Source organism: Acidocella sp. MX-AZ03 (assembly GCF_027626035.1).
Taxonomy (GTDB): Bacteria; Pseudomonadota; Alphaproteobacteria; order Acetobacterales; family Acetobacteraceae; genus Acidocella; species Acidocella facilis.
Genome location: NZ_CP110774.1, coordinates 3,663,964 through 3,686,551, shown reverse-complemented (window position 1 = coordinate 3,686,551; position 22,588 = coordinate 3,663,964). Strand labels below are relative to the sequence as shown.

Sequence of the window (22,588 nt, the reverse complement as noted above, 5' to 3'; positions counted from 1 at the left end):
GGCGCCGCGCTCAGCAGCGACTCCAGCGCGCCGGGGGCAGCTGCGAGAGGGCCGGGGTGGCGCTCTGCGGCAGCGCGCTGGCCTCGCCATATTGGCGCAACGCCGCCTGCACCATCTGCCCGTCCAGCCCGCCGAAATCATTCTGCGCGATATTCCACAGGAACATGCTCTGAAATTCAGAACCACCGGGGCCGAGGCTGGATGCATCCATGCCGGTCTCGTTCATCGAGGACAGCACCTGGTACCACAGCATGCCGGTCATTTTCTCGACCTGCTGGGTGATCGCCTGGCGCGAGGGCGGGGCATGGCCGGTGGGCGGGATCAGGCTCATCTCAGATCACCTTGATCCGGCCCTTGATCGCCCCGGCCTCTTTCAGCGCCTCGATGATGGCGATGAGATCCTGCGGGCTGGCCCCCACCGCATTCAGCGCCGCCGCCACCTGCTGCAAGGTTGCCGCATGCGGCAGCATGATCACCTGCGCCTTGGATTGCTTGGCGCTGACCGCGGTGTTGCGCACGCCAACCGTGGTGCCGTTGGAGAACGGCCCAGGCTGGCTCACGGCATTCTGCGTCTGGATGCTTACCGTGAGGTCGCCATGGCTGACCACGGCGGGGCCGAGTGTCACACCTTCATTCATCACGATGGTGCCGCTCTGCGCATCGACGATGATCAGCGGCTCGGGCTGCGGCGCGGTGATCGGCAGGGCGAGCAGATCCGCCATGAAGCCGACCGGGCTGGCGCCGGCGGCGGCGGTGACATCCACCTCGCCCGGCGAGACCGCATTGGCGGTGTTGGGGCCGAAGGCGCGGTTGATGGTATCGGCGATGCGCTGCGCGGTCTGGAAGCTGGGATCATCCACCAGCAGCGCGGACATGCCGTTGACGGCGAAGTTCGCGGGAATGCTGCTGGCCAGGATGGCCCCGCCCGGCAGCGTGCCGGTGGTGGGCACGTTCACTTTCGTACTGGTGCCGCCTGCACCCGCGGCAAAACCGGAGACCAGCAGCGGGCCCTGCGCCTGGGCGTAGATATTGCCGTTGCCGCCGCGCAGCGGGGTGGGCAGCAGCACGCCGCCGGCGAGCGAGGCGGCATTGCCAACGGCGGAGACGGTCACGTCGATCTTCTGGCCCTGATGCGCGAAGGCCGGCACTTCCGCGGTGACCATCACCGAAGCGACATCCTGCGGCATCATCGTGCTGACATTGTTCATCGCCACACCCATGTTGCGCAGCATGTTGAGAATGGCCTGCTGGGTGTAGGGCACCTGGGTGGTCTGGTCGCCGGTGCCGGGCAAGCCGACGACGAGGCCGTAGCCGAAAAGCTGGTTCGGCGGCGCGCCCTGCACGCTGACCAGCTCGCCGATCGTCGTCTGCGCCCACGCGGCCGGAGCCAACGCCAAAAGCCCAAGCAGGAGCAGGACGTTCTTCAAAACGGCGAAACCTTGGAGAGAACGCGCTGCAGCCAGGGCACGGTATGCGCATCATTGATCGGCCCGTTGCCGACATATTGCACATTCATGTTGGCGATATTGTCCGAGGAGATGGTGGCGTTGGCGGCGATGTCGTCCGGACTGGCATAGCCGGTGACGACGATGCTGGTGACGTTGCCGTTGATGTTGACATTGGTGCGGCCCTGGATGGCCAGCGTGCCGTTCGGGTCCACCCCGGTCACCACCGCCTCGACCGCGCCGGTAATGTCGTTGGCGGCAACATCCGAGCCGGTGCCGGTATATTGCTGATCCGAGCTGGCGCCGATGGAAGGCGAGAGGCTGCCGCCATTGATATGGCCGAAGCTCATCGGGATGCCCATGAAATTGGTCATCGAATCATTGATGCTGCCCTTGCGGGTCAGCCCGGCATTGTCGCTGTTGCTGGCGGTGGAGCTGGTGACGATGTCGATGGTGATCAGATCGCCGATCTTCCAGTCCCGGCGCGGCGCGTAGAGCGAGCCGGCGGTGCCGCCGGAAAACACCGAGCCGTTCACCGCTTCCGGCTGGGGCTGCACATCCACCGGAAACGGGGCGGGCTTGACCAGCTGCGTCTGCGTCGGCGGGTGGGTGGCGCAGCCGGCCAGCAGCGCCAGCAGCGCCAGAGGCAGCCTAGGATTCATGCGCCCTGCGCGGCGTTGGCCAGATAGCCAAGCTCGGAGCCGACGGAGGTGGCGACCTGGGTGCCGAGCTGGTAGGTGCGCTCGGCCGAGATCATGCTCACCATCTGCTGCACGACATCGACATTCGAGCTTTCCAGATAATCCTGGTTGATCGAACCGAGCCCGTTGGTCTGCGGCGCGCCGACGGTGGGGGCTCCCGAAGAGGTGGTCTGGGCGTAGAGATTATTGCCCAGCGGCTGCAGCCCCTGGGCATTGATGAAGTTGGCGAGCTGGATCTGCCCGACCTGGGTGGAGGTGCTGGAATTCGCCTCCGTCACCGAGACCGTGCCATCCGTGCCGACGGTGACCGAGGTAGCGTTGGAGGGGATGGTGATCGCCGGGATCAGCTGGTCGCCATTGGCGGTGACCAGCTGGCCGCTCTGATTGACCTGGAAGGAGCCATCGCGCGTGTAGGCGGTCTGGCCGGAGGGCAGCTGCACCTGGAAATAACCGGCGCCGTTGATCGCCAGATCATACGGGTTGCTGGTGCTGGTCAGCGTGCCTTGGGTTTCGATCTGCTTGATCGAGGCCACCTTCACGCCGGTGCCCAGCTCCAGCCCGGAGGGGTATTGCGTCTGCCCGGTGGCATCGGCACCCGGCTGCGTCTGGTTCTGATAGAGCAGCGTCTGGAATTCCGGCGTCTCGGATTTGTAGGCGGTGGTGTTCGCGTTCGCCAGATTATCGGCGATCGTGTCCATCATCGTCTGGCTGGCTTCGAGCCCGCTGGCGACAGTGTCGAGGGTCGGGTTCATGCTCTTATCCTTGCGCGAGGAGGGTGTTCAGATCGCTGCTCGCACTGCTCTGGCTTTTCGTCAGCTGTGCCTGCAACTCATAGGATTTGCTGTCATCGATCATCTGCATCATCGCCATCGTCGGATCGACATTGCTGCCGTTGAGATAGCCCTGATGCAAAGCACCATCGGCGGAGGGTACCAGCGGGGCGCCGGGCTGCGCCTGGTAGAGGGAGTTGCCCAGCGGGGTGAGGCTGCCGCTCGGGCTCGCGACCATGGCGATCTGCCCGAAGGCCTGCGCCAGCGATCCGCCGGAGCCGGCGACGACACCGGAGATGGTGCCATCCGCTCCGATCTTGATGCTGGAGAGCTGCGGCAGGCTGATCGGCGTGCCGCCCAGGCCCAGCACCGGGTTGCCGGAGCTGTCGGTGAGCAGGCCGGCATTGGAGATGGAGAGCGCGCCGTCGCGGGTCAGCGCGGTGCCGTTGGCGGTCTGCACCGTCAGCCAGCTATCGCCGGAGAGGCCGACATCGAGATCATCCCCGGTATGGGTCATGCTGCCCTGTTTGAGGTCCGGCCCCGGGAGGGTGGCGACCACCGCCCCGCCCGGCGGCGCGTTCGCCCCCGTGTAGGTCGCGGTTTCCGCCTGCGCCTGCACCGCCGCGTAGCCTGGCGTGTTGGCGTTGGCGATGTTGGCCGAGACCGCCTGCAGCTGCGCGTCGATATCCTCAAGCCCGGACATCGCGGTGAAGAGCGAACTGGTCTGCATCGCGGCCTCTCTAACCTACCGTCAGATCTGCACGAGGCGCTGGGCGTCCTGCTGCTCGGTCTGCAGCACGGAGGTATCGGCCTGGTAGGCCTGCTGATACTGGATCAGCGAGACCAGGAGCGAGGAGGTGGAAGCGTTGGAGGCTTCCAGATAGCCGCCCTCGACCGTGCCGGACTGGCCGTTGCCGGGCGCGTTCACCACCGCCACACCGGAGCTGTTGGTGCTGGCGTAGAGATTGCCGGAGACATCCTGCAGCCCTTCCGGATTGATGAAATTGGCCAGCGCGAGGGTGCCGTTGGTGATGGTCTGCCCGTTGGAGTAGGTGGAGACGAGCTGGCCGGAGGAATTGACCGAGCTGCCGCTATAGGTGCCCGCGGCGTAGCCGTCATTGGTCAGCCCGGCCACGGCGAAATTCTGCGCCGCCAGGCTGGTGCCGGCGAAGTTGAAGCTCAGCGCGGAATTGGCGGCGCCATTGCCCCAGTTCACATTCAGCGTCGCCGGGCTGCCGCTGGCCAGGGTGCCATCGGTGTTGAAGTTCAGCGTGGTGAGCTGCTGCGCGCTGCCGACATTGGTGCCGGCCGAGGTCGCCGGCTGGGCATAGACCGTCCAGCTCGGCGTGGCGCCGCCCGTGGCCTGGTTCTGCACCATATAGAGCTTCACCGTATTGGCGTTGCCCAGCGAATCGTAGGCGACGGTGGAGGTGCTTTCGCTGTAGGTGCTGCGATCCGCCGCGTTGAAGGCGGTGGTGGCGGGGATCTGGGTGTCGCCGGAATTCAGGTCGAGATCAACACCGAGATTGGCGCTGGCGGTGGCCTTCATGGCGCCGGTGGAAACGCTCAGCGCGCTGAGCGTGCCGGAGGTGGCGGCCCCGGTATAGCCCATCACCGAAGACCCGGTGAGGGTTTGCAGCGTGCCGTCGCTGCTGAGCTTGAAGGCGCCATCGCGGGTATATTGCTGGGTGCCGTTATTGGAGACGACGAAATAGCCATTGCCCTGAATCGCCGCATCCAGCCCGTTGCCGGTGCTGGTCAGGCCGCCCTGGGAGATGTTGGTATCCATGCCCTCCGTCGCCGCGCCATAGCCGGGAACGCCGGTTTCGCCGGTCGGGTAGACATCCTCGAACAAGGAGGTCTGGCTCTTGAACGCCGTGGTGCTGGCATTGGCGAGATCGTTGGAGACGGTGTTGAGCCCGGTCTGGGCGGCATCGAGGCCGGAAAGGGCGGTCTGCAAGGACATCAGGAAGCTCCCAGAACGGTGGAAACGGAGGACACAGCCAGCGGCGTGGTGCTGCCAGCGACATTCAAGGTCGGCGAGGAGGAAGAGAGATTCACACCCTCGACCGTGTAGACCGCGTAGGTTGTCGCCTGCACCGCATTGTTCGTGCTGTCATGCGCGGAAATGCTGTAGGTATATTGCTTGCCGGCACTCCCGCCGGTCCAGTGGAAGCTCTGCTGACCGGCCCCAGCGCGCCCAGATCCATGGTGCCGGCGACCGAACCATTGGCGTTCAGGATGGTGGCGGTAACGTCGCTCGCGGCACTCGGCAAAGTGAAGGCGCCGGTGGCGCTGCCGGATGAATTGGCGGTGATGGTATCGCCCGGCACCGCCACCTGCTTGCCGACCAGATCCGCCGCCTGGCCCATCTGGCTGGCGGCGGTGACGCTTTGCAGCGTGCTCACCTGGGTATTGAGCTTGTTCACCCCATCGACGGTGGCGATCTGCGCGAATTCCGAGGCCATCTGCGTCGGGTCGGCCGGGTTCATCGGGCTTTGATATTGCAATTGCGCTGTCAGCAGCTTGAGAAAATCATTCTGCGTCAGCGCGCCGGCGGCCGAGCCGGAGCCGGAGGAGGCGCTGGTGCTGGCGGTGGTCGAGGCCGCGACGGAGGCGGCGTTGACGCTGCCGGTGGCGCTGGTGGCGAGCGAGGTCATGGTCAGGACACCTGGAAGGATTGGATCATCTGCTGGTCGATCCGGCTGGCCTGCTCCAGCACCGCGACCGAGGCGGAATAGCTGTTGGAGCTGTCGATCATGTTGACCATCTCCTGGGCACGATCGACATTCGACCCGGTGACATAGCCTTGCGCATTCGCGTAGGGGCTGGAGGGATCGTAGGTCTGGTGCGGGGCGGCGGCACTATGGTCAACACCCAGAACGCTCACCCCCAGCGCGGCGCCGCTGCCCGCATCCACCACAGGTGCGGCCTCGAACACCGGCTCCTCGGCGCGGTAAGGCTGCGCGCCGGGCGCGGTGGCGGTATCGGCATTGGCGAGGTTGGAGGCCACCGCCGACATGCGCAGATTCTGGGCATCCAGCGCGGAGCCGACGATGCTGAAAATTCCGGTCATGCGCGCTCTCCTTTAAAGCTCAGGTGCCGTTGGGGTTGGGCCGCAACGCGGTGATCAGATCGGCCGTGGATTGGCGCAGGAAGGTCGAAGCACCCTGCATCATCTCGCCATTCTGCGCATCCTCGACGCGCTCGGCATCGAGATCGACATCATTGCCGTTGAGGCCGACCGTGGCATCGGCGCGGTACTGCGCCTGCGGCGTGGCCCCGGGGCTCTCCAGCTGCTGCGCCAGGGAGGCGGTGAAATCCACGTCCGCCGCCTTGAATCCGGGCGTGTCCGCGTTCGCGATATTATTCGCGATCAAATTCTGGCGATCCTGCGCGACATTCAGGACGGCGCCGTAGAAGGAGAGAAATCCGGGCTGCATCTCGCCCGAAACCTTCACGAAATGTTAGAATTTAGCAAGACAAAAAGCGGTGACAAATGCCGTATTCCACAGAAATCTATTTGGTGTGTTCACAAAGCATTTTGGCCTACCTACACGAGACACAAAACATAATATCATTTATTCGACAAAACAGCCTCAAAAAACTAATAAATCTACAAACCAAATGTAGGCTGAATGATTTGTGTGGATAGAACCTACATTAATCCGTGAAGTCGGCAGATAATCCTTGCCCTGGGCACGCGGCTAAATTATCCAACAGACCGTTATCTAACGATTCAGTTAGTTTTGGGTAAGGATCGTTATCCATGAGCATCGGTGCCATTCTGCCTGTTACCGCCGGCCTCGCCACGGCCGGCGCCTCACAGCCCGCGACGGGGGCGGATGGCAGCTTTCTCGACCTCGCCAATGCGGCGTTGCAGGAGGTTTCGGGCGCGCAGGCGCAGGCCGGCACCGCTGAGGCCAGCTATGCCGCGGGGGTGCCCGGCGCCAGCCTGGCGCAGGCGCTGGTGGCCAGCGACAAGGCGGAGACCGCCTGGAGTGCCACCGTCGCGGTGCGCAACGAAGCCGTCTCGGCCTACCAATCGATCATGAATATGCAGTTCTGAGCCGATGGCCGATTGGCGCACGCAGCTCGTTCGGGTGCGTACCCAGGCCGCGCAGGCGCCGCGCCTGCTGCTGGCGGGCGGGGCTGTCATCGCCGCCTCGGCGGCGCTGGTCGGCTGGCTGGAATTCTCCTCGCCGCCCTACGCGGTGCTGCAGGAGGGATTGAGCCCGGCCGAGGGCGGCAAGGTGATCGCGACGCTGCAGAAGCTCGGCATACCCTATCAATTGCGCGAGGCCGGGGATGTGATCCTGGTGCCGGCCCCGCAGCTGGCGCAGGCCCGGCTGCAGCTCGGCGCCGCGCAGGTGCCGGGCGATGATGTGAATAATGCCTGGACGCAGGTGGAAAACGCGCCGATGACCGCCTCCGACCAGGCGCAGCAGGCGATGGGCAACCAGGCGCTGGAACTCTCGCTGCAGCATTCCATCGAAGGGCTGCAGGGCGTGCGCGCGGCGCAGGTCTTTCTGGCGATCCCGGCGCAGACGCCGTTCCTGGCCGACCAGCCGAAACCCTCCGCCTCGGTGGTGATCGACGCCGCGCCCGCCGCCGCGCAGGCGCAGGGTGTGGCGATCGCCGGGCTGGTCGCCGGCGCGGTGCCGGGGATGACGCCGGAGCAGATCACGGTCGAGACCACCGCCGGCGCCACGGTGTTTCCGCAGACCGGGGCGGCCGGCAACGCCGCCCAGCTCGCCACCACTGGCGATATCGAGGCGCAGGCCGCGGCGCGCGTCGCGGATATTCTAACCCCGCTGGTCGGCGCTGGGAATTTTCGCACCGGCATCAGCGCGGATGTGGATTTCACCCAGGTCCGCACGCATCAGACGCTCTATGGTCCCGGCCATCTGGTGCAGCACGCGGTGCAGGACAGCTCCCAGCAGAGCGGCGCCACCCAGGAAGCCGCCATCGGCATTCCCGGCGCGCTCTCCAACCAGCCGCCGGCCGCCACCACCGCCAATCCGGCGCCGGTGCCAACCCAAGCCGGCGGCGCCCCGGCAACCAGCCCCGCCACTACCGCCAGCGCCCAAGGCGCGCAAAGCCCGCAGCAGGTCAGCAGCCAGCAGGACCAGACCTACCAGAACGATGTCAGCGACAGCGACATCACCCATCCGGATTGGGCGGTGAAGGGCATCGCGGTCTCGGTGGTGCTCAACCAGGCGGCGCTGGGCCAGCTTTCCACCGCGCAGGTGAAGAGCGCCATCGCCAGCGCCTTCTCCTATCCCGCCGTCAGCGTGAATGTGCTGGCCGCGCCCTTCCATGCGCAGCCGATCGGCAGCGGCGCGGTGCTGGGAGAGTCCAGCGGCGCCCTCACCCATGCGGCGCTGGAGCTGTTGGCGGCCTTGTTCGTGCTGTTGGGCCTGGCGCTGCCGCTCTCGCGCCGGCTGAAGAGTGTGGATCTGAAAGCCATCCTCACCCCGCCGCTACCGCCACCGCCGCCAGCACCGCCGCCGGTGCTGCGGCCGGAGATGATCACCCCGGCGGTGAATTTCACCCCGCTGCGTGAACAGGTGGCGCAGAATCCGCGCGGGGTCGCCAGCCTGCTGCAAAGCTGGGCCGATGATACGGAGGGGAAGGAGCGATGAGCGTTACCGCCTCCAAACCTACCGTTAAACTGGCTCCGATGCCGCCGGCGGATCCGCTGAGCGGCGTCGAGCGTGTGGCGGTGGTGCTGCAGGAGCTGGGCGAAGAGGCCGCGGCACTGGTGCTGCGCGAGATGGACGACGCGCTGGTGACCAAGATCTCGACCGCGATGACGGCGATGCGCAACGTGCCCTTTGGCCTGCGCAACCAGGTGATGCAGCGTTTCGTCGCGGATATGGGCGAGCAGGGCCTGAGCGGCCCGGCGCTGAAATTCCTGCACCGCACGCTGATCAACGCCTTCGGCGAAGCGCAGGCGCGTGAGATTTTGCGTAGGCTGGCCCGCCAGAACGCCACCCGCGCCTTCCAGCTGCCGGCGCAATGCGACCGCAGACCCTGGCGGTGCAGATGGCGAATGAGCGGCCGCAGACCATCGCGCTGCTGCTGGCGCATATTCCGCAGGAAATCGCCGCCGAGATGCTCACCTTCCTGCCCGAGGAGCTGGCGGCGGAAGCGCTGTATCGCTTCTCCATCCTGGATGTGGTCTCGCCCAACGCGGTGCTGGAATTGCAGCAGATGGTCGATGAGATGATGCAGGCGGCGGCCTCCGGTGGCAAGCGCGTCGCCAATCTCGGCGGGCCGAAGCTGGCGGCGGAAATCCTCAACCAGCTGCAGGCGGATAAGATGCAGCAGGTGCTGGGCGGCATCGAGGCGCATGACAGCCCGACGGCGGAAAAGATCCGCGAGAATTTGTTCACCTTCCCGGATCTGGTGCGCCTGCCGGATGCGGCGTTGCGGATGCTGCTGCGCGAGATCTCGCCGGAGCTGCTGGCCCCGGCGCTGCGGCTGGCGGATACGGAGCTGAAGGAGCGCTTCTTCGCCAATATCTCGGCGCGCCAGCGCGAGGTGCTGAACGAGGAGCTGACCGGCGGCCCCGGCCTGCGCCGCGCCGATGTGCTGGCGGCGCAAGCGGAAATCGTCGCGGTGGCGCTGCGGCTGGCGGAAGAAGGCAAGATCGCGGTGCGCGCCAGCGAGGAGCTGCTCTGATGCAGGCGCTCCCGCCCAGCAACGCGATGCCGGCCGAGAGCGGCTATAATATGCAGAGCGCTGGCATCCAGAGCGTCTCCCCGCAGAACGCCACTTTCTACATGCAGAGCGCGCCGGCCGACGCCGCGCAAAATGCCGGTGGCGCGTCCGATGACTGGAGCAGCGCCTTGCAGACGGCCCAGCAAAGCAGCACGCCGCCTGCCCCGCAGCCTGCCGCCGAGAGCCGTGACGTCACACAGAGCCGCGACAGCGCGCCGCCGACCGACCAGCCCGCCACCGGCCAGACGCCCGCCAGCCCCACCGACTCGACGACTCACGCCGCCGCCCCCACCGCCAGCGACGCCAGCCAGAGCGCTGGCCCGCATAAGCATGAGGATGGCAGCGACAATAACGGCCTCGGCGCGCTCGCCGCTTTGGTGCTGGGGGTGGCGAGCGGCCAGAGCCAGCCCGCCGCCCCACCCAGCAAGACCGAGAGCAAGGCGGACAGCAAAACCGCCAGCAGCGCCGCCGGCAAGAGCGAAGTCAGCGCGCCCGCAACCGGCAACGCCGCCAGCAGCGGGACCGCCAAATCCAGCCCCACCCTCACCGCCGACGCGCCCGCCTCCACATCCCCCGCCAGTGATCAGGCCCCGACGCCGCCCGCAGCGGCCACCGCGAAGGATGCCGCGCAGGACGTGGCCCAGCCCAGCGTCAGCGCCCCGCAGCCCGCCCCGCGCGCGGCCAGCGCCCCCGCTTCCGCCACCGCCTCCACCAGCGCCGCCGCCCCTGCCCGGCGGCCAGCGCCGCACCCGCCGCCGCCCTTGCCGTCACCGCCAGTGTGAAAGGCAAAGACAGCGCCCTGCCCGGCACCGCCAGCCTGCCCACCACCAGCACCACCGCCCCGCTGCCTGCCGCCCTGGCCATGGCCGCCCCTGGCGGCGCCCAGGCCAATGCCACCACCACCCAGGCTGCCACCACCACGCCCGTCACCGCCAGCACCGGGATGGAGGCGACCTCGCTCGCCCCCGCCGCCCTCGCCGCGACGGTCTCGGCTTTGCACCAGCACGGCCAGTCCCAGGCGACGCTGCGGCTCGACCCGCCGGATCTCGGCCAGCTCACCATCAATCTCGGCCTTAGCGCCACCGGGCAGCTCAACGTCACCTTCATCCCCAGCACCGCCCATGCCGCGCAGGCGCTGCATAACGGCATGGACGGGTTCCGCCAGGCGGTGGGCAATGCCGGGCTCAGCCTCGGCCAGGCGGATGTGAGTTCCGGCGGCCAGGGCCAGCAGGCCCCCGCCCAGCCGCAAGTCCAGCGCCCGGCGCAGAGCGCCAGCGCCGCGCCGGCCTCCGCGCCTGTGACCACCGATACCGGGGTGCGCGCCTATGCTTGACGCCCCCAGCGCCTTGCTGCGCGACCCAACCGACATCAAACCGCTGGACCTGCTCAACCATGTCCGCGCCCCGGGGCTGCGGCCGGGGCTGATGGAGACGCTCTCGGCGCGCTTCATGCGCCAGATCGCGCTGGCTTTGTTCAAGACCACCCGCAGCCCGGTCTCGCTGCTCTCCAGCAAAACCGGCATCGCCCCGCATGAGGCGGTGCTGGAGCGGCTGCCGGATGTGCTGCTGGCCGGCCATGCGGATCTCGCCCCCTTGCGCGGGCGCGCGCTGCTGGCGCTGGACGGGGCTTTGCTGGGCGCCATCGTCGATGGCATGTGCGGCGCCTCCATCCCCTCCAGCGCCCCGGCGCATGATCTTTCAGCGATGGAGCTGCGCATCGGCCGGCAGTTGATCGAGGCGGTGTATAAATCCGCCTCCGACTCCCTCGCCCCGCTCGGCATCGCGCCGCTGCTCGCCTCCAGCTACGAGACCGCGCATGCGATGCTGGGCGTCGCCGAGGCGCAGGACTGGATGATCGAGATCACCGGCCAGTTCGAAACCGCGCTCGGCCAGGGGCGCATCACCATCGCCCTGCCCTTCGCCCCGCTGGATGCGCTGGAGCAGAAGCTGCTGGCGCAGAGCGGCGCGAATGCCCGCAACGCCGCCGATGAGGGCTGGGCCGCGCGCCTGGCCGCCAGCAGCGAGGCGGTGAAGCTGCCGCTCTGTTTCGAAATCGCCCGCGGGCATCTGCCGATGTCGCTGGTCAGCGCGCTGCGGCCGGGCGCGCTGCTGCCGCTCAGCCTGCTGCCGGAAGCCATCGCCGTCTCCGGCGGGGTGGATCTTTTCCGGGCCGAATATGGCCAGTTCGAAGGCGCCATCGCCTGCCGGGTGAGCCCCGGCCAGGACCTCCAGAAGGGACAGACCATGACCGACACCCCCCCGAGATCGCGCTTGAACCGCTGAGCCCGTTGCCCGGCCAGGGCCACGCGCTGGATGGCAGCAAGCTGCTCGACCGCGTGCAGGTGGCCATCGCCGTGGAGCTGGGCCGCGCGGCGCTCAGCGTGAAGGAGATGCGGGCCTTGCGCCAGGGCCAGGTGATCGCGCTGGACCAGCGCGTCGGCGAGCCGCTGGTGATTTACGCCAACGGGCTGAAGCTGGCGCATGGCGAGGTTGTCGCCATCGGCGATGGCGAGCGCTACGGCATTCGCATCACCGGCCTGGCCGGCGAGGCCGAAGCCGAAACCGAGCCGCAGCAAGAGGCGGCCGAATGACCAATAGCGATGTCGATGCCGGCGCCTGGATCGCCTTTGCGGAGCTGGCGGGGCCGATCCTGCTGCTGCTGCTGGTGATCGGCGTTGTCACCGGCGCGCTGCAGACCGCGACGCAGGTGAAGGAAGCCTCGGTGCCCTTCGTGTTGAAGCTGGCCGGGGTGGCGGTGCTCACCTCGCTCGCCGGGCCGATGATGCTGGGCGGGGTGGAGCATTACGCGTTGCATCTGTTCGGCGCGATTCCGGGGCTGGTGCATGGCTGAGGCCGCCGCCCTCTCCGGTTTTCCCAAGCTGAACGCGGCGCAGTTCGCGGGGCCGATCCTGGTCCTGCTGATCCTCGTCATGCTGGTGGTGCCGCTGCCGCCGGCGGCGATCTCGCTGCTCTTTGCCATCAATATCTCCGCTGGCCTGGTGATCCTGGGCGCCTCGCTCTACATCGCCTCGCCGGCTGAATTCTCGGCCTTCCCCTCGATCTTGCTGGCGACGACACTGATGCGCCTGGCGCTGAATGTCGCCACCGCGCGCGCCATTCTGCTCAACGGCGCCAGCGGGCCGGGCGCGGCGGGGCATGTGATCGAGGCCTTCGGGCAATTCGCCGTGGGCGGCAACTATGTCGTCGGCGGCATCATCTTTGTGATTTTGATCATCATCAATTTCGTGGTGGTGACCAAGGGCGCCTCGCGCGTCGCGGAAGTCTCGGCCCGCTTCATGCTGGACAGCCTGCCTGGGCGGCAGATGGCGATCGACGCCGAGATCAATGCCGGTGTGCTCACCCCGCAGGCGGCGGAGCGCCGGCGCGACATGCTGCGCCGGGAGGCGGATTTTTTCGGGGCCATGGATGGCGCCTCGAAATTCGTGCGCGGCGACGTGATCGCGGCGATGATCATCCTGGCAATCAACATGCTGGGCGGGCTGATCATCGGCACGCTGCAGGCCGGGCTGCCTTTGGGCGATGCCGCGCGCACCTACACGCTGCTGACGGTGGGCGACGGCTTGGCGGCACAGATCCCGTCTCTGACCATCTCGGTGGCGGCGGGTCTGGTGGTGACGCGCGTTGCCACCGGCGAGGATATCGGCGCGCAGATCAAATCCCAGCTCTGGAAATATCCGCAGGCGCTGGCGCTGGCGGCGGCGATCACCATCGCCATCGGGCTGATGCCGGACATGGCGCATCTGCCCTTCTTCGCGCTGGGTGGGGCGCTGGGATTCGCCGCCTGGCGGGCCGCGCGCCAGGCGCGCGAGGCGTTGGCCCAGCCGGAAGCCGCCGGGGCCGCCAAGGGGGCCAAAGCCGAAGCCAAGCCGGACGCGCTGGCGGATGTCACCGGCGTCGATCCGCTGGGCATGAGCATCGGCTTTGCCCTGGCGCCTTTGGTGGCGGCTGGCGAAGGCAAGCTGCTCGGCCGCCTCACCGCCGTGCGCCAGCGCTATGGCCGCGCCATGGGATTTTTGATCCCCGCCGTGCATATCAGGGATTCCTCGGACCTGCCGCCGAATGCCTACCGCTTCACATTGCGCGGGGCAGCGATTGGCGGCGGCGAGGCCTGGCCCAATCAATGGCTGGCGATTGAAGGCAATCTGGTCATCGACAGGCTGAAAATCGGCCGGCATGTGAAAGACCCCGCCTTCGGCCAGCCGGCGGTGTGGATTCCGCAAACCGCCATCGCCCAGGCCGAGGAGCTTGGCTACACGGTGGTGGATGCCTCCTCCGCCATCGCCACGCATTTCGCCGAGGTGCTGAAGCGCTATGGCGCCGAGCTGCTGGGCCGCCCGCAGGTGGAAGGCTTGCTCACCAAACTTGCTGAAACCACGCCGCGCCTCGCCGAAGACCTACGCGCCGCGATGGCCGCCGGGCTGGTGCGCCAGGTGCTGCAAGGGCTGCTGGCGGAAGAGGTGCCGGTGCGCGATTTCGAGCGCATCGCCGAGGCGATGGTGGAATCCGCCGATACCGGCATCAAAGATCCGGAGCGGCTGCTGGCTGCCGTGCGCATGCGCCTCGGCCGCTTCATCGTCGCCCAGGCCGCCGGGCAGGAGAGCGTGCTGAAAGTCGCGGTGCTGCCGCAGCGGCTGGAGGAGCTGGTTTCGAAATCCCTGCGCGCCGGCAAGGACACGGCCGCCGCCGGCGAGATTGAGCCGGAAAGTGCCGCGCATCTGCGCCAGGCCGCCGAGGCCGCGAATGCCGCGATGAAGGCGAAAGGGCTGCGTCCGGTGCTGGTGACGCAAGCCCCGCTGCGCCGCGCCGTGGCGCGGGTGATCGCCGGAACGCTGCCGGTGCTCTCGCTGGATGAAATTCCGCCCAGCATGCCGATGCAGGTGGTGCAGGTGGCCGAGCCGGGCGCCGCCCATGGCTGAGATCTGCGCCGCCGACATGCCAACCTACGGCAACTGGATCAAGCGCACCGCCTTGCTGCTGAAATCCCGCATGCCCTGGGCGGAGCTGGATGATCTGCTGCAATGGGGTGCGGTCGGCCTGCTGGAGGCGCATGGCCGGTTCGAGGACGCCTACGGCGTCACCTTCCAGACCTACGCGATGCGGCGCATCAAGGGCGCGATGCTGGACGGGCTGCGCCGCTCGAAAAGCTTCCGTTTCACGCAAGGCACGGATGAGACGATGATCGATCTGCATGCCGAGGAAAACGGCATGCTGCCGGAAGATCCGCTGAGCCTGATGCTGCAGAGCGAGCGCCAGGGCGTGCTGGTGGAAGCGCTGCGCGAGCTGGAGCCTGAGGAATATCAGATGCTGGCGCTGCATTTTTTTGAAGAGTTGAATAACCGTGAAATCGCCCTGGTGCTGGATGTCAGCGACAGCTACGCCTCCAAGCTGCGCGCCCGGGCGCTGGCGCGGCTCTCTACCCTGGTGCGCGCCAAGCTTGAAGGAGTTCCCGCCACATGACCAGCGTTCTCGGCCTCATCTGCGGAATTCTCGTTGTCGTGCTCGGTGCGATCTCGGATAACGACCCGCTCTCCTCGCTGTTCAGCCTCACCGCCTGCATCATCGTGCTGGGCGGCACGCTGGCGGCGTTGATGGTGCAGTTCGGGGTAGGCGGTCTGCTGAAAGGCATCAAGGGCGCGGGCTGGCTGGTGAAACCGCCGAAGGTGGATCTGCATGAATTCGTCGTGCGCATCACCGAATGGGCCGCCTTGTCACGCCAACAGGGCACGCTGGCGCTGGAACCCTTCATCGAGCAGCAGAAAGACCCGTTGCAGGCCAAGGCTTTGCAGCTGATCGTCGATAACACCCCGGCGCCGGCCTTGCGCGAGAAGCTGACGGTGATGGTGGAAACACTCGGCGCGGCGGAGCATCTGCCGGCAAAATTCTGGGAATCCGCCGGCGGATTTTCGCCGACCATCGGGGTGATGGGCGCGGTGTTGGGGCTGATCCATGTGATGATGGAGCTGAACCATCCGGAACTGCTGGGTGCTGGCATCGCCACCGCCTTCATCGCCACCGTATATGGCGTGGGCACCGCCAATCTGTTCTACCTCCCGATGGGCGCGCGCCTGGCCGCCATCGCCGAGGAGACCGAACATGCCCGCTTCATCCTCGTCGATGGTTTCGTCATGCTGGCCCAGCAGAAGCCAGCCTCGGTGATCCGCGACGAACTGCTCACAGTCATCCCCGGCAAGCCGAAGGACATCGCCCCCGCCGCCGCCGCCGAGGCTGAGACGCCCGCGGCCGAGATGGAAGCCGCCTGATGTCCGACGCGCCCGCCCCGCGCCGGAAAAAACGCAAGGAGAGCCATGGCAATCATGAGCGCTGGGTGATCTCCTACGCGGATTTCATCACGCTGCTGCTGGCGTTTTTCGTGGTGCTCTATGCGTCCTCGGTGCGTGACAAGCACAAGATGGACGAGGAGGCGCAAAGCTTCCTGAAGGCCTTCCACGCCCCGCCAGGCATGATCAAAGCCGAAAGCTCGGCGGATCGCGGCGTGATGAATCACCAGCCCTCGCCTGTGCCCAAACCGGTGGAATCGCCGGCCTCCGCCAACACGCCGGTGCAGAAGCAGATGATCCATCAGCTGACGCAGGATATGCTGCAATTGCAGAATGCCCAGAACCAGCTCTCGAAAATGCTGCAGCCGATGATCGGCGCGCATCAGGTCGGCATGCAGAGTGACCCGCTGACGCTAACCATCCGGCTGAATGATTCCGTACTGTTCTCCTCCGGCCAGTCGACACTGACTCCCTCCGCGCAGACGCTGCTGAAACAGATTGCCGCGAGCCTGACCAGCCTGCCGCCGAAATTCAAGATTTTCGTTGGCGGCTACACGGATAATCAGCCGATTCATGATGCGCAATTCTCCTCTAACTGGGCGCTCTCGGCGGCGCGCGCGGTGAGCGTGGTGGAGCTGTTCCAGAATGCCGGCATCGGCGGCGAGCAACTGGCGGCGCAGGGCTATGGCGAGTTCGATCCCATCGCCAGCAACGACAATGCCGATGGACGCGAGCAGAACCGGCGTGTCGTTATCGTCATTCACGCGCCGGACCCCGGCAGCAAGGCCGCGCCGGCGGCGGCGAAGTAGGGCAGGATCATGGCAAAAGCGAAGAAATCTTCAGGAAAATCCGGCGGCCTGCCGTTGAAGCCGGGGCTCGTCGTCATCGCCATCATGTGTCTGCGCGCCGCCGCCACGCAGCCCTCCTGGTTCAGCCTTCCGTCCATCGCGGTGTGGCTGGCCGGGGCGCTGGCCACAGGCCTCGTCGCCTACGCGGTGCTGGCGCTGGCGCTGCCGGTGGGGGCCATCCTGCTCGCCTACATACGGCGCGGCCTCACACGCCTTAGCCGGCCGGCGGGCGAAGGCTGATGGTATTCCGCCGCATCAACAGCAGCGTGCCTGCATCGCCGCCACCGCCCAACCCGGCGGCACAGGAGGCGGAGATTGACGCGCGCGTGCGCGCGGCGCTGGCAATGCTGCGGGATGAGGCGCAAGCGCAAGGCCTGGCCAAAGGCGAAGCCGAAGGCCGCGCTTCCTACACGGCGAAAACCCAGGCGCTGGACGACGCGGCGAAGGCGTTGCGCGCCGCCGCCGCGCAGCTCGCCGCCCCGCTGGCACAGAAGGAAACCGAACTCGCGGAGCTGGCCACCAATCTCGCGATGATCATCGCCCGGCATGTGATCGGCGTGGAAGCCATCGCCCGGCCGGAGGGTCTGGCCCGGCTGGTGGCGCAATTGCTGGAGGAAGCCGCCGCCGAGCGCGCCCCGCGGCAAAGCCTGGTGCTGACTTTGCATCCGGAAGATGCCAAGCCCGTACAGGAACTTCTCGATCTACAGACGGTCACGCTACGCCATGACGCGGCAATTGAGCGCGGCGGCGCGCGCGTCGAGCTGCTCTGGCCCGATGGCGATCCGGTCAACCGCACCGAGTGGGATGCGACGCTGCCCAGCCGGCTCGCGGCGGTGGCGGCCTCGCTCGGCCTGCCGGAAACACCCGCCCAGCCGATGAGTTTGCCGAAGAGGAGGCATCATGAGCCTCAACATGGCGAATGTGCAGGCGCAGGCGCGCGCGCGGCTCGACGGTCTGGGTGGCGTCGCCCAGGCTCGACGCTATGGCCGTATTGTGCGCGCCAATGGCGAGATTTTGCATGTCAGCGGCGTCCGCGCGCCGGTGGGCGCGCGCTGTCTGATCGAAGGGGACAGTGCCAGCCTACCGGCCGAGGTGGTCGGCTTCGAGGCTGACGGGCTGTTGGTGATGGCCGAACAGGGTACGCGCGGCATCGCCCGCGGCGCGCGGGTGCATGTGGATGCCACCGGCACCGCGCCTCTGGTTGGCGAGGCGCTGCTGGGCCGGGTGCTGGATGGGCACGGCGCGCCTTTGGACGGGCTGGCGCCGCCCGCGCTGACCGCCAGCTGGCCCTTGCGCGGGCGCCCGGTGAATCCGATGCATCGTGCCCGCATCGAAGAGGTTTTCGAATCCGGCGTGCGCGCCATCGATGCGCTGAACACGATGGGCCAGGGCATGCGCATCGGCCTGTTCGCCGGCTCGGGCGTTGGCAAGACCACTTTGCTCGGCATGATGGCGCGCAACGCCAAGGCCGATGTGGTGGTGGTGGCGATGATCGGCGAGCGCGGGCGCGAGATTCGCGAATTCATCGAGGATCATCTCGGCGCGGCGCGGTCGCGTTGCGTCGTCGTCGCCTCGCCGGCGGATGATACCGCGCTGGGGCGGGTGCATGGCGCCTACCGGGCGGCGGCAATGGCGGAATATTTCCGCGCGCAAGGGCAGAATGTGCTGCTGGTGGTGGACAGCCTGACGCGCCTGGCGATGGCGCTGCGTGAGATCGGCCTCGCGGCGGGCGAGCCGCCGGCGGTGAAGGGGTATCCGCCTTCGGCCTTCGGCGCGCTTTCCGCCTACGTGGAACGAGCCGGCAATGGCGGCCCCGGCCAGGGCTCGATCACCGCGATCTACACCGTTCTCGTCGAAGGCGACGATCATGTCGGCGATCCGATCGCCGATACCGCCCGCGCGGTGCTGGATGGGCATATCGTACTCTCGCGAAAACTCGTTGAAGCCGCGATGTATCCGCCAATCGACATCTCCGCCTCGCTCTCGCGGGTGATGCCGGGGCTGATCGGCGAGGAGCACAAGGCGCTGGCATCGCGCTACCGCGCGCTCTGGGCGCGCCGGGCGGAGAAGCAGGACATCATCGATCTCGGTGCCTACGCGCCGGGGCGCGACAAGCTGCTGGACGAGGCGCTGAAGCGCGCCCCGGCGATGGAGGATGTGATCCGCCAGGGCGTCACCGAAGCCGCCACCTACCCGCAGAGCCTGGCCGCGCTGCGCACCGCGCTGATAGAGGCCAGCTCGTGAAATCCTCATTGCTGAGCAAGCTGGAAGTGCTGGCCGCGGCCGAGGAGGCGAAGCGCGCCGAGACGCTGCGCCGCGCCCAGGCCGCTTTGGCGCAGGCGCAAGGCCAGCAGCAGGTGCTGCATGCCTACCGCGCCCGGCTCGCCGCCAGCGTGCAAACCGGCCAGACCGTGAGTGCCGCGCAGATCCGCAGCGCCGGGCTGTTCGCCGAGGCCGGGTTGAGCGCGCTGGAGCAGGTCGGCCAGAGCGCCGTCCGCGCCGAGGCCAGCATCGCCACCGCCCGCGCGCAATTGCTGGAAGCCCAGGCGCAGCGCCGCAAATTGGCCAGCGCCACCGACACCGCCCGGCGCCGCGACGCGCTGGAAGCCGAAACCCGGGCCGAACGCGCCCTCCCCTCGCCCGCCGCAAGGAGCGTTGAAAATGGATCTCTCTCTCTACACCAATTTCAGCAATTCGCTGGCCAAGCAGGAATCGCAGATCAGTCTGCTGCAGCAGGAAATCTCCACCGGCCTCGCGGTGCAAACGCCCGACCAGAACCCGGCCGCCTACGCCGCCGCCGCCATCGGCCAGGATCAGGTGGCCTCGCTCGCCAGCGACAACACCAATCAGGCCGCGATCCAGTCCCAGCTTGGCACCGTTTCGGATACCTACGGCTCCGTCAGCGCCTTGCTGAATTCGGTGCAATCGGTGGTCGAGCAAGCGCTGAACGCCACCACCAACCCGCAGGACATGGCCTCCCTCGCCACCCAGGTGCAGGTGGACCAGCAGCAGATGCTCTCGCTCGCCAACACGCAAGGCACCAGCGGCTCCTACGTGTTCGCCGGCACGCGCGGCTCCATCGAGCCCTTCCAGCGCGACCCGACCACCGGCCAGATCGTCTATCTCGGCGATGGCGGCAGCAGCCAGGCTTCGATTTCGCCCAGCGCCCAGGCCTCGGCGGTGACCAATGGCGAGGTCTTCGTCTCCGGCCTGTCGGGTGATGGCACCGCCAGCATCGCCGCCGCCAGCAGCAATACCGGCACCGCCACGCTGATCTCCGAAGGTGTGGCCAACAGCGCCCAGGCCAGCGCCTTCCAGCAGGGCAGCGGCAACATCACCATCGCCTTCGCGCAAGGCACCAGCGGCATGACCTACAGCGCCACGGATGCCAGCGGCAATGTGGTGGCCAGCGGCACCGTCTCCAGCGCGGCTGACAGCACCACCAGCATCCAGGTCGCCGGCTCCAGCTACCAGATCCAGGGCAGCCCGGCGGCTGGCGACAGCTTCACCCTCTCCCCCTCGCGCCCGCAAAGCGTGTTCACGCTGCTGCAGAATCTCGTCAGCACACTGAGCACCGCGGGCGGCGGCGCCGCCGGCGCGGCGCAGACGCGCCAGGCGCTGAACCAGAGCCTGGCCGGGCTGGCGCAATACCAGTCCGACGTGCTCACCGCCCAGGCGCAGACCGGCGTGACGCTGCAGGCGGTGCAGACCGCCAGCACCAGCAACGCCACCGCCTCCGCCACCATCCAGACCGCGGACAACGCGGCAACGGCGGTGGATATGCCGACGGCCTTGACCAATCTGGACCAGAGCATGACGGCGATGGAGGCGGCGATGAAAAGCTTCGCCGCCGTGCAGGGCCTCAGCCTGTTTCAGTATCTCTAAGGATTTCCCAGCGTGTCTGATGTGATCTTCATCGTCGGCTATTATCGCAGCGGCACCTCCGGCCTTTCGGGCGCGCTCACCAAGCTCGGCGTCGAGATCCAGAGCGAAGCCGCCGCCAACGAGCATAATCCGCTCGGCTTCTACGAAGTTCCGGAGCTGATCCAGTTCGATGTGGAGCTGATGAACAGCCTCGGCATGCAATGGGGCGATGTCGCGGCGCTGCCGGAGGGCTGGCATACGCGCCCGGAGCTGGCGCGCTTCACCGCCCGGCTGGACCAGATTTTGCGCCGCCGCTTTCCGCCCGCGACCAAGCTCTGGGGCATCAAGCATCCGCATCTCTGCCATTTGCTGCCGCTTTACGAAAACGCCGTGCGCCAGGCCGGGCACACCCCGCATGTGGTGCATATTTTCCGCGACCCCGCGACCTCCGCCGCCAGCCAGCTGCTGAAAAACGGGCTCTCGCGCGCGCATGCGCTGCTGCTCTGGCTGGGCTACGCCACCGCGGCGGAGCGCAATGCCAGGCATCTGAAGCGCAGCTGGCTGACTTATGGCCATTTGCTGGCGCATCCCGAGGCCTGCTTCCGGCAGCTGGAGGCGGATCTCGGCCTGCCGCTGACCAGGCTGCGCCCGGATGGCATGGCGCAGGCGAAAGCCTATCTCACCGGCGAGCTGAACCGCAGCAAGGCGCTGCCGGCGGAAGGGCTGTACCCGCCGCTGGAGCGGCTGGTGGCGCGGCTGTGGGAGGCGATCGAGGCTGGCGATCACAGCCCGGCCTTGTGGGATGAAATCGGCACCCAGACCGCCGAAATCGCCAGCTTCCTGGCGGAAATCCGCGATAGCCGGCTGCGCGCCCTGCCCGGCCTTGGCGGCCCGGTGGAGCTGCCGGCGGCCAATGCCCCCGCCCCGGCGGCGGCGCTGCGCCCGCCCGAGCGGCTGGACGATGCCGCCCAGGCCCGGCTGGCGCGCCTCTGCGCCGAACAGACCATCCTGCCGCGCATCGCCGTGGTCATCGCCGCCCCCGGCGGGCGCGCGAGCGCCATCGGCGAGACGCTGGCGACGCTGCAAGGCCAATGGCGCCAGGCGGAGCTGATCCGGCTGGTCTCGGTCGATCCGGCAACGGTGGAAGGCATCGAGACCATCGAGGCCCCGGCCGTCCCGGGCGGGGTGAGTGCCACGCTCTGCGCCACGCTGAACGCGCTGGCCCGCGACTATGATTATGTCGCGGCGCTGAATGCCGGCGACAGGCTCGACCCCGACGCGCTGCAGCGCTTCGCCCTGGAAGCGGCGCGCGCCGGGATGCCGGATCTGCTTTATTGCGACGAGATCGTGCCCAGCGCGGACGCCCCCTGGGTGCGCTACAAGCCGGGCTGGGATGTCACCCGGCTGCGCCAATCCGCCTATCTGGGGACTGGGTCTGGTACAAGGGCGCCACACTGACGCGGCTTGGCGGGTTCGATAGCAGCCGCGCCGGGGCTGAGGAATATGATTACCAGCTGCGCCTGAGCGAGACCGCGCCGCGCGTCGTGCGCCTGCCCGAGGCGCTGTTCGTGCGCGACAATGCGGCCCGGCGCGACGATATCGCGGTGGAGGATTTCGTCGCCGCCGCTGAAGCGGCGCTGGCCAGCCATCTCGCCCGGCTGGGCATGCCGGCCGCCATCGGCAAGCGGCAATTTGTCGGGCTGTTCCGGCATGAGCGGAAGGTCGCCGATCCCGGCACCGCCCTCCTGCTGCTGTGCGATGGCGCGGATGTCGCCAGCGTCAATCAGCGCCTCACCGCGCTGCTGGAGCCGCCGGTGGCAAGGCTGCCGATCATCCTGGCCGCCTTCGCGCCGCGCCCGGACGTGGCGGATTATTTCGCGCAGATCGACGCGCAGCGCGCCGGGCTGGGGCAGAGCGTGCGGGCGATCACCGCCAC

Annotated in this window: 27 protein-coding genes and 2 pseudogenes; 18 read left to right on the top strand and 11 right to left on the bottom strand. The window is 67.6% G+C overall.

From position 1 onward, the window contains the following. Positions 1 to 10: 10 nt before the first annotated feature. The 10 genes from GT370_RS20360 to GT370_RS20315 are packed head-to-tail and all read right to left on the bottom strand — an operon-like array spanning position 11 to position 6,359. The gene (locus tag GT370_RS20360) at positions 11 to 331 is read right to left on the bottom strand and encodes a hypothetical protein (protein ID WP_270183680.1); all 321 of its coding nucleotides are present in this window, start codon (positions 329 to 331) and stop codon (positions 11 to 13) included. 1 nt (position 332) lies between these two features. Further along, positions 333 to 1,391 (bottom strand): flagellar basal body P-ring protein FlgI, encoded by a 1,059-nt coding sequence (locus tag GT370_RS20355; protein WP_234731637.1) that lies wholly within the window; start codon positions 1,389 to 1,391, stop codon positions 333 to 335. 32 nt (positions 1,392 to 1,423) lie between these two features. Then, positions 1,424 to 2,107 (bottom strand): flagellar basal body L-ring protein FlgH, encoded by a 684-nt coding sequence (locus GT370_RS20350; protein WP_008495572.1) that lies wholly within the window; start codon positions 2,105 to 2,107, stop codon positions 1,424 to 1,426. After that, positions 2,104 to 2,898, bottom strand: coding sequence for a flagellar basal-body rod protein FlgG (flgG, locus tag GT370_RS20345; RefSeq protein ID WP_008495571.1), 795 nt, complete (start codon positions 2,896 to 2,898; stop codon positions 2,104 to 2,106). The genes GT370_RS20350 and flgG overlap by 4 nt, the downstream gene beginning before the upstream one ends. A 4-nt stretch (positions 2,899 to 2,902) precedes the next feature. Further along, positions 2,903 to 3,646, bottom strand: coding sequence for a flagellar hook-basal body complex protein (locus GT370_RS20340; protein ID WP_008495570.1), 744 nt, complete (start codon positions 3,644 to 3,646; stop codon positions 2,903 to 2,905). Positions 3,647 to 3,667: 21 nt separating this feature from the next. Next, a complete protein-coding gene (locus GT370_RS20335; protein ID WP_008495569.1) occupies positions 3,668 to 4,882 on the bottom strand; it encodes a flagellar hook protein FlgE in 1,215 nt (404 codons plus the stop codon). Then, positions 4,882 to 5,016 carry a hypothetical protein gene (locus GT370_RS20330; protein WP_333489984.1) on the bottom strand — a complete coding sequence of 45 codons (135 nt, stop codon included), beginning with the start codon at positions 5,014 to 5,016 and terminating at the stop codon, positions 4,882 to 4,884. The genes GT370_RS20335 and GT370_RS20330 overlap by 1 nt, the downstream gene beginning before the upstream one ends. After that, positions 4,974 to 5,576, bottom strand: a complete 603-nt coding sequence (locus GT370_RS20325; RefSeq protein ID WP_270183679.1) for a flagellar hook assembly protein FlgD — start codon at positions 5,574 to 5,576, stop codon at positions 4,974 to 4,976. Before GT370_RS20325 ends, GT370_RS20330 begins: the two co-directional genes overlap by 43 nt. 2 nt (positions 5,577 to 5,578) lie before the next feature. After that, positions 5,579 to 5,992 (bottom strand): flagellar basal body rod protein FlgC, encoded by a 414-nt coding sequence (flgC, locus tag GT370_RS20320; RefSeq protein ID WP_008495566.1) that lies wholly within the window; start codon positions 5,990 to 5,992, stop codon positions 5,579 to 5,581. Positions 5,993 to 6,011: 19 nt separating this feature from the next. Further along, entirely contained in the window at positions 6,012 to 6,359 is a 348-nt protein-coding gene (locus GT370_RS20315; protein WP_008495565.1) for a flagellar basal body rod protein FlgB, read from the bottom strand. Between the two features lie 326 nt (positions 6,360 to 6,685). Here GT370_RS20315 and fliE point away from each other — a divergent pair, with 326 nt between their 5' ends. The 16 genes and pseudogenes from fliE (at position 6,686) to GT370_RS20235 (ending at position 19,032) form a co-directional block, all read left to right on the top strand. Continuing rightward, positions 6,686 to 6,985, top strand: a complete 300-nt coding sequence (gene fliE, locus GT370_RS20310; protein ID WP_008495564.1) for a flagellar hook-basal body complex protein FliE — start codon at positions 6,686 to 6,688, stop codon at positions 6,983 to 6,985. 4 nt (positions 6,986 to 6,989) lie between these two features. Beyond that, a complete protein-coding gene (locus GT370_RS20305) occupies positions 6,990 to 8,561 on the top strand; it encodes a flagellar M-ring protein FliF C-terminal domain-containing protein (RefSeq protein ID WP_008495563.1) in 1,572 nt (523 codons plus the stop codon). Next, positions 8,558 to 8,863 (top strand): annotated as a pseudogene (locus tag GT370_RS20300) (hypothetical protein); the annotation flags it as partial. The gene GT370_RS20305 and the pseudogene GT370_RS20300, both read left to right, overlap by 4 nt. Before the next feature lie 101 nt (positions 8,864 to 8,964). Beyond that, positions 8,965 to 9,603 carry a FliG C-terminal domain-containing protein gene (locus GT370_RS20295; protein WP_270183678.1) on the top strand — a complete coding sequence of 213 codons (639 nt, stop codon included), beginning with the start codon at positions 8,965 to 8,967 and terminating at the stop codon, positions 9,601 to 9,603. Continuing rightward, positions 9,603 to 10,424 (top strand): hypothetical protein, encoded by an 822-nt coding sequence (locus tag GT370_RS20290; protein ID WP_270183677.1) that lies wholly within the window; start codon positions 9,603 to 9,605, stop codon positions 10,422 to 10,424. The genes GT370_RS20295 and GT370_RS20290 overlap by 1 nt, the downstream gene beginning before the upstream one ends. Then, a complete protein-coding gene (locus GT370_RS20285) occupies positions 10,421 to 10,975 on the top strand; it encodes a flagellar hook-length control protein FliK (protein ID WP_270183676.1) in 555 nt (184 codons plus the stop codon). The genes GT370_RS20290 and GT370_RS20285 overlap by 4 nt, the downstream gene beginning before the upstream one ends. Next, on the top strand, positions 10,968 to 11,924 hold the full coding sequence (locus GT370_RS20280) for a FliM/FliN family flagellar motor switch protein (protein ID WP_270183675.1): 957 nt from the start codon (positions 10,968 to 10,970) through the stop codon (positions 11,922 to 11,924). The genes GT370_RS20285 and GT370_RS20280 overlap by 8 nt, the downstream gene beginning before the upstream one ends. Positions 11,925 to 11,929: 5 nt before the next feature. Beyond that, complete coding sequence (locus GT370_RS20275) at positions 11,930 to 12,232, top strand: FliM/FliN family flagellar motor switch protein (RefSeq protein ID WP_270183674.1); 303 nt, start codon at positions 11,930 to 11,932, stop codon at positions 12,230 to 12,232. Then, entirely contained in the window at positions 12,229 to 12,492 is a 264-nt protein-coding gene (locus GT370_RS20270) for a flagellar biosynthetic protein FliQ (protein WP_008495558.1), read from the top strand. Before GT370_RS20275 ends, GT370_RS20270 begins: the two co-directional genes overlap by 4 nt. Beyond that, positions 12,485 to 14,578, top strand: a complete 2,094-nt coding sequence (locus GT370_RS20265) for a flagellar biosynthesis protein FlhA (RefSeq protein ID WP_008495557.1) — start codon at positions 12,485 to 12,487, stop codon at positions 14,576 to 14,578. Before GT370_RS20270 ends, GT370_RS20265 begins: the two co-directional genes overlap by 8 nt. Beyond that, positions 14,571 to 15,119: a sigma-70 family RNA polymerase sigma factor gene (locus GT370_RS20260; protein ID WP_008495556.1), complete on the top strand. Its 549-nt coding sequence runs from the start codon at positions 14,571 to 14,573 to the stop codon at positions 15,117 to 15,119. The genes GT370_RS20265 and GT370_RS20260 overlap by 8 nt, the downstream gene beginning before the upstream one ends. Further along, positions 15,116 to 15,922 (top strand): MotA/TolQ/ExbB proton channel family protein, encoded by an 807-nt coding sequence (locus GT370_RS20255; protein ID WP_008495555.1) that lies wholly within the window; start codon positions 15,116 to 15,118, stop codon positions 15,920 to 15,922. Before GT370_RS20260 ends, GT370_RS20255 begins: the two co-directional genes overlap by 4 nt. Continuing rightward, positions 15,922 to 16,749: a flagellar motor protein MotB gene (locus GT370_RS20250; protein ID WP_008495554.1), complete on the top strand. Its 828-nt coding sequence runs from the start codon at positions 15,922 to 15,924 to the stop codon at positions 16,747 to 16,749. The genes GT370_RS20255 and GT370_RS20250 overlap by 1 nt, the downstream gene beginning before the upstream one ends. Before the next feature lie 9 nt (positions 16,750 to 16,758). Then, positions 16,759 to 17,028: a hypothetical protein gene (locus tag GT370_RS20245; RefSeq protein WP_008495553.1), complete on the top strand. Its 270-nt coding sequence runs from the start codon at positions 16,759 to 16,761 to the stop codon at positions 17,026 to 17,028. Continuing rightward, a pseudogene (locus GT370_RS20240) lies at positions 17,028 to 17,537 on the top strand (FliH/SctL family protein); the annotation flags it as partial. The gene GT370_RS20245 and the pseudogene GT370_RS20240, both read left to right, overlap by 1 nt. 151 nt (positions 17,538 to 17,688) lie before the next feature. Continuing rightward, positions 17,689 to 19,032, top strand: coding sequence for a FliI/YscN family ATPase (locus GT370_RS20235; protein WP_008495550.1), 1,344 nt, complete (start codon positions 17,689 to 17,691; stop codon positions 19,030 to 19,032). Positions 19,033 to 19,156: 124 nt separating this feature from the next. Here GT370_RS20235 and GT370_RS20230 read toward each other — a convergent pair whose 3' ends face one another. Then, the gene (locus GT370_RS20230) at positions 19,157 to 19,363 is read right to left on the bottom strand and encodes a hypothetical protein (RefSeq protein WP_270183673.1); all 207 of its coding nucleotides are present in this window, start codon (positions 19,361 to 19,363) and stop codon (positions 19,157 to 19,159) included. A gap of 86 nt (positions 19,364 to 19,449) precedes the next feature. Here GT370_RS20230 and flgL point away from each other — a divergent pair, with 86 nt between their 5' ends. After that, positions 19,450 to 20,673, top strand: coding sequence for a flagellar hook-associated protein FlgL (gene flgL / locus GT370_RS20225; RefSeq protein WP_270183672.1), 1,224 nt, complete (start codon positions 19,450 to 19,452; stop codon positions 20,671 to 20,673). A 12-nt stretch (positions 20,674 to 20,685) separates the two neighbouring features. After that, on the top strand, positions 20,686 to 22,110 hold the full coding sequence (locus GT370_RS20220; protein WP_270183671.1) for a hypothetical protein: 1,425 nt from the start codon (positions 20,686 to 20,688) through the stop codon (positions 22,108 to 22,110). Positions 22,111 to 22,588: the final 478 nt, after the last annotated feature.

What these genes read in the sequence shown, in the direction of transcription:
- GT370_RS20360 (WP_270183680.1), bottom strand. Translation starts at nt 331, where the DNA reads ATGAGCCTGATCCCGCCCACCGGCCATGCCCCGCCCTCGCGCCAGGCG.
- GT370_RS20350 (WP_008495572.1), bottom strand. Translation starts at nt 2,107, where the DNA reads ATGAATCCTAGGCTGCCTCTGGCGCTGCTGGCGCTGCTGGCCGGCTGC.
- flgG (WP_008495571.1), bottom strand. Translation starts at nt 2,898, where the DNA reads ATGAACCCGACCCTCGACACTGTCGCCAGCGGGCTCGAAGCCAGCCAG.
- GT370_RS20340 (WP_008495570.1), bottom strand. Translation starts at nt 3,646, where the DNA reads ATGCAGACCAGTTCGCTCTTCACCGCGATGTCCGGGCTTGAGGATATC.
- GT370_RS20335 (WP_008495569.1), bottom strand. Translation starts at nt 4,882, where the DNA reads ATGTCCTTGCAGACCGCCCTTTCCGGCCTCGATGCCGCCCAGACCGGG.
- GT370_RS20325 (WP_270183679.1), bottom strand. Translation starts at nt 5,576, where the DNA reads ATGACCTCGCTCGCCACCAGCGCCACCGGCAGCGTCAACGCCGCCTCC.
- flgC (WP_008495566.1), bottom strand. Translation starts at nt 5,992, where the DNA reads ATGACCGGAATTTTCAGCATCGTCGGCTCCGCGCTGGATGCCCAGAAT.
- GT370_RS20315 (WP_008495565.1), bottom strand. Translation starts at nt 6,359, where the DNA reads ATGCAGCCCGGATTTCTCTCCTTCTACGGCGCCGTCCTGAATGTCGCG.
- fliE (WP_008495564.1), top strand. Translation starts at nt 6,686, where the DNA reads ATGAGCATCGGTGCCATTCTGCCTGTTACCGCCGGCCTCGCCACGGCC.
- GT370_RS20305 (WP_008495563.1), top strand. Translation starts at nt 6,990, where the DNA reads ATGGCCGATTGGCGCACGCAGCTCGTTCGGGTGCGTACCCAGGCCGCG.
- GT370_RS20295 (WP_270183678.1), top strand. Translation starts at nt 8,965, where the DNA reads ATGGCGAATGAGCGGCCGCAGACCATCGCGCTGCTGCTGGCGCATATT.
- GT370_RS20290 (WP_270183677.1), top strand. Translation starts at nt 9,603, where the DNA reads ATGCAGGCGCTCCCGCCCAGCAACGCGATGCCGGCCGAGAGCGGCTAT.
- GT370_RS20280 (WP_270183675.1), top strand. Translation starts at nt 10,968, where the DNA reads ATGCTTGACGCCCCCAGCGCCTTGCTGCGCGACCCAACCGACATCAAA.
- GT370_RS20270 (WP_008495558.1), top strand. Translation starts at nt 12,229, where the DNA reads ATGACCAATAGCGATGTCGATGCCGGCGCCTGGATCGCCTTTGCGGAG.
- GT370_RS20265 (WP_008495557.1), top strand. Translation starts at nt 12,485, where the DNA reads ATGGCTGAGGCCGCCGCCCTCTCCGGTTTTCCCAAGCTGAACGCGGCG.
- GT370_RS20260 (WP_008495556.1), top strand. Translation starts at nt 14,571, where the DNA reads ATGGCTGAGATCTGCGCCGCCGACATGCCAACCTACGGCAACTGGATC.
- GT370_RS20255 (WP_008495555.1), top strand. Translation starts at nt 15,116, where the DNA reads ATGACCAGCGTTCTCGGCCTCATCTGCGGAATTCTCGTTGTCGTGCTC.
- GT370_RS20250 (WP_008495554.1), top strand. Translation starts at nt 15,922, where the DNA reads ATGTCCGACGCGCCCGCCCCGCGCCGGAAAAAACGCAAGGAGAGCCAT.
- GT370_RS20245 (WP_008495553.1), top strand. Translation starts at nt 16,759, where the DNA reads ATGGCAAAAGCGAAGAAATCTTCAGGAAAATCCGGCGGCCTGCCGTTG.
- GT370_RS20235 (WP_008495550.1), top strand. Translation starts at nt 17,689, where the DNA reads ATGAGCCTCAACATGGCGAATGTGCAGGCGCAGGCGCGCGCGCGGCTC.
- flgL (WP_270183672.1), top strand. Translation starts at nt 19,450, where the DNA reads ATGGATCTCTCTCTCTACACCAATTTCAGCAATTCGCTGGCCAAGCAG.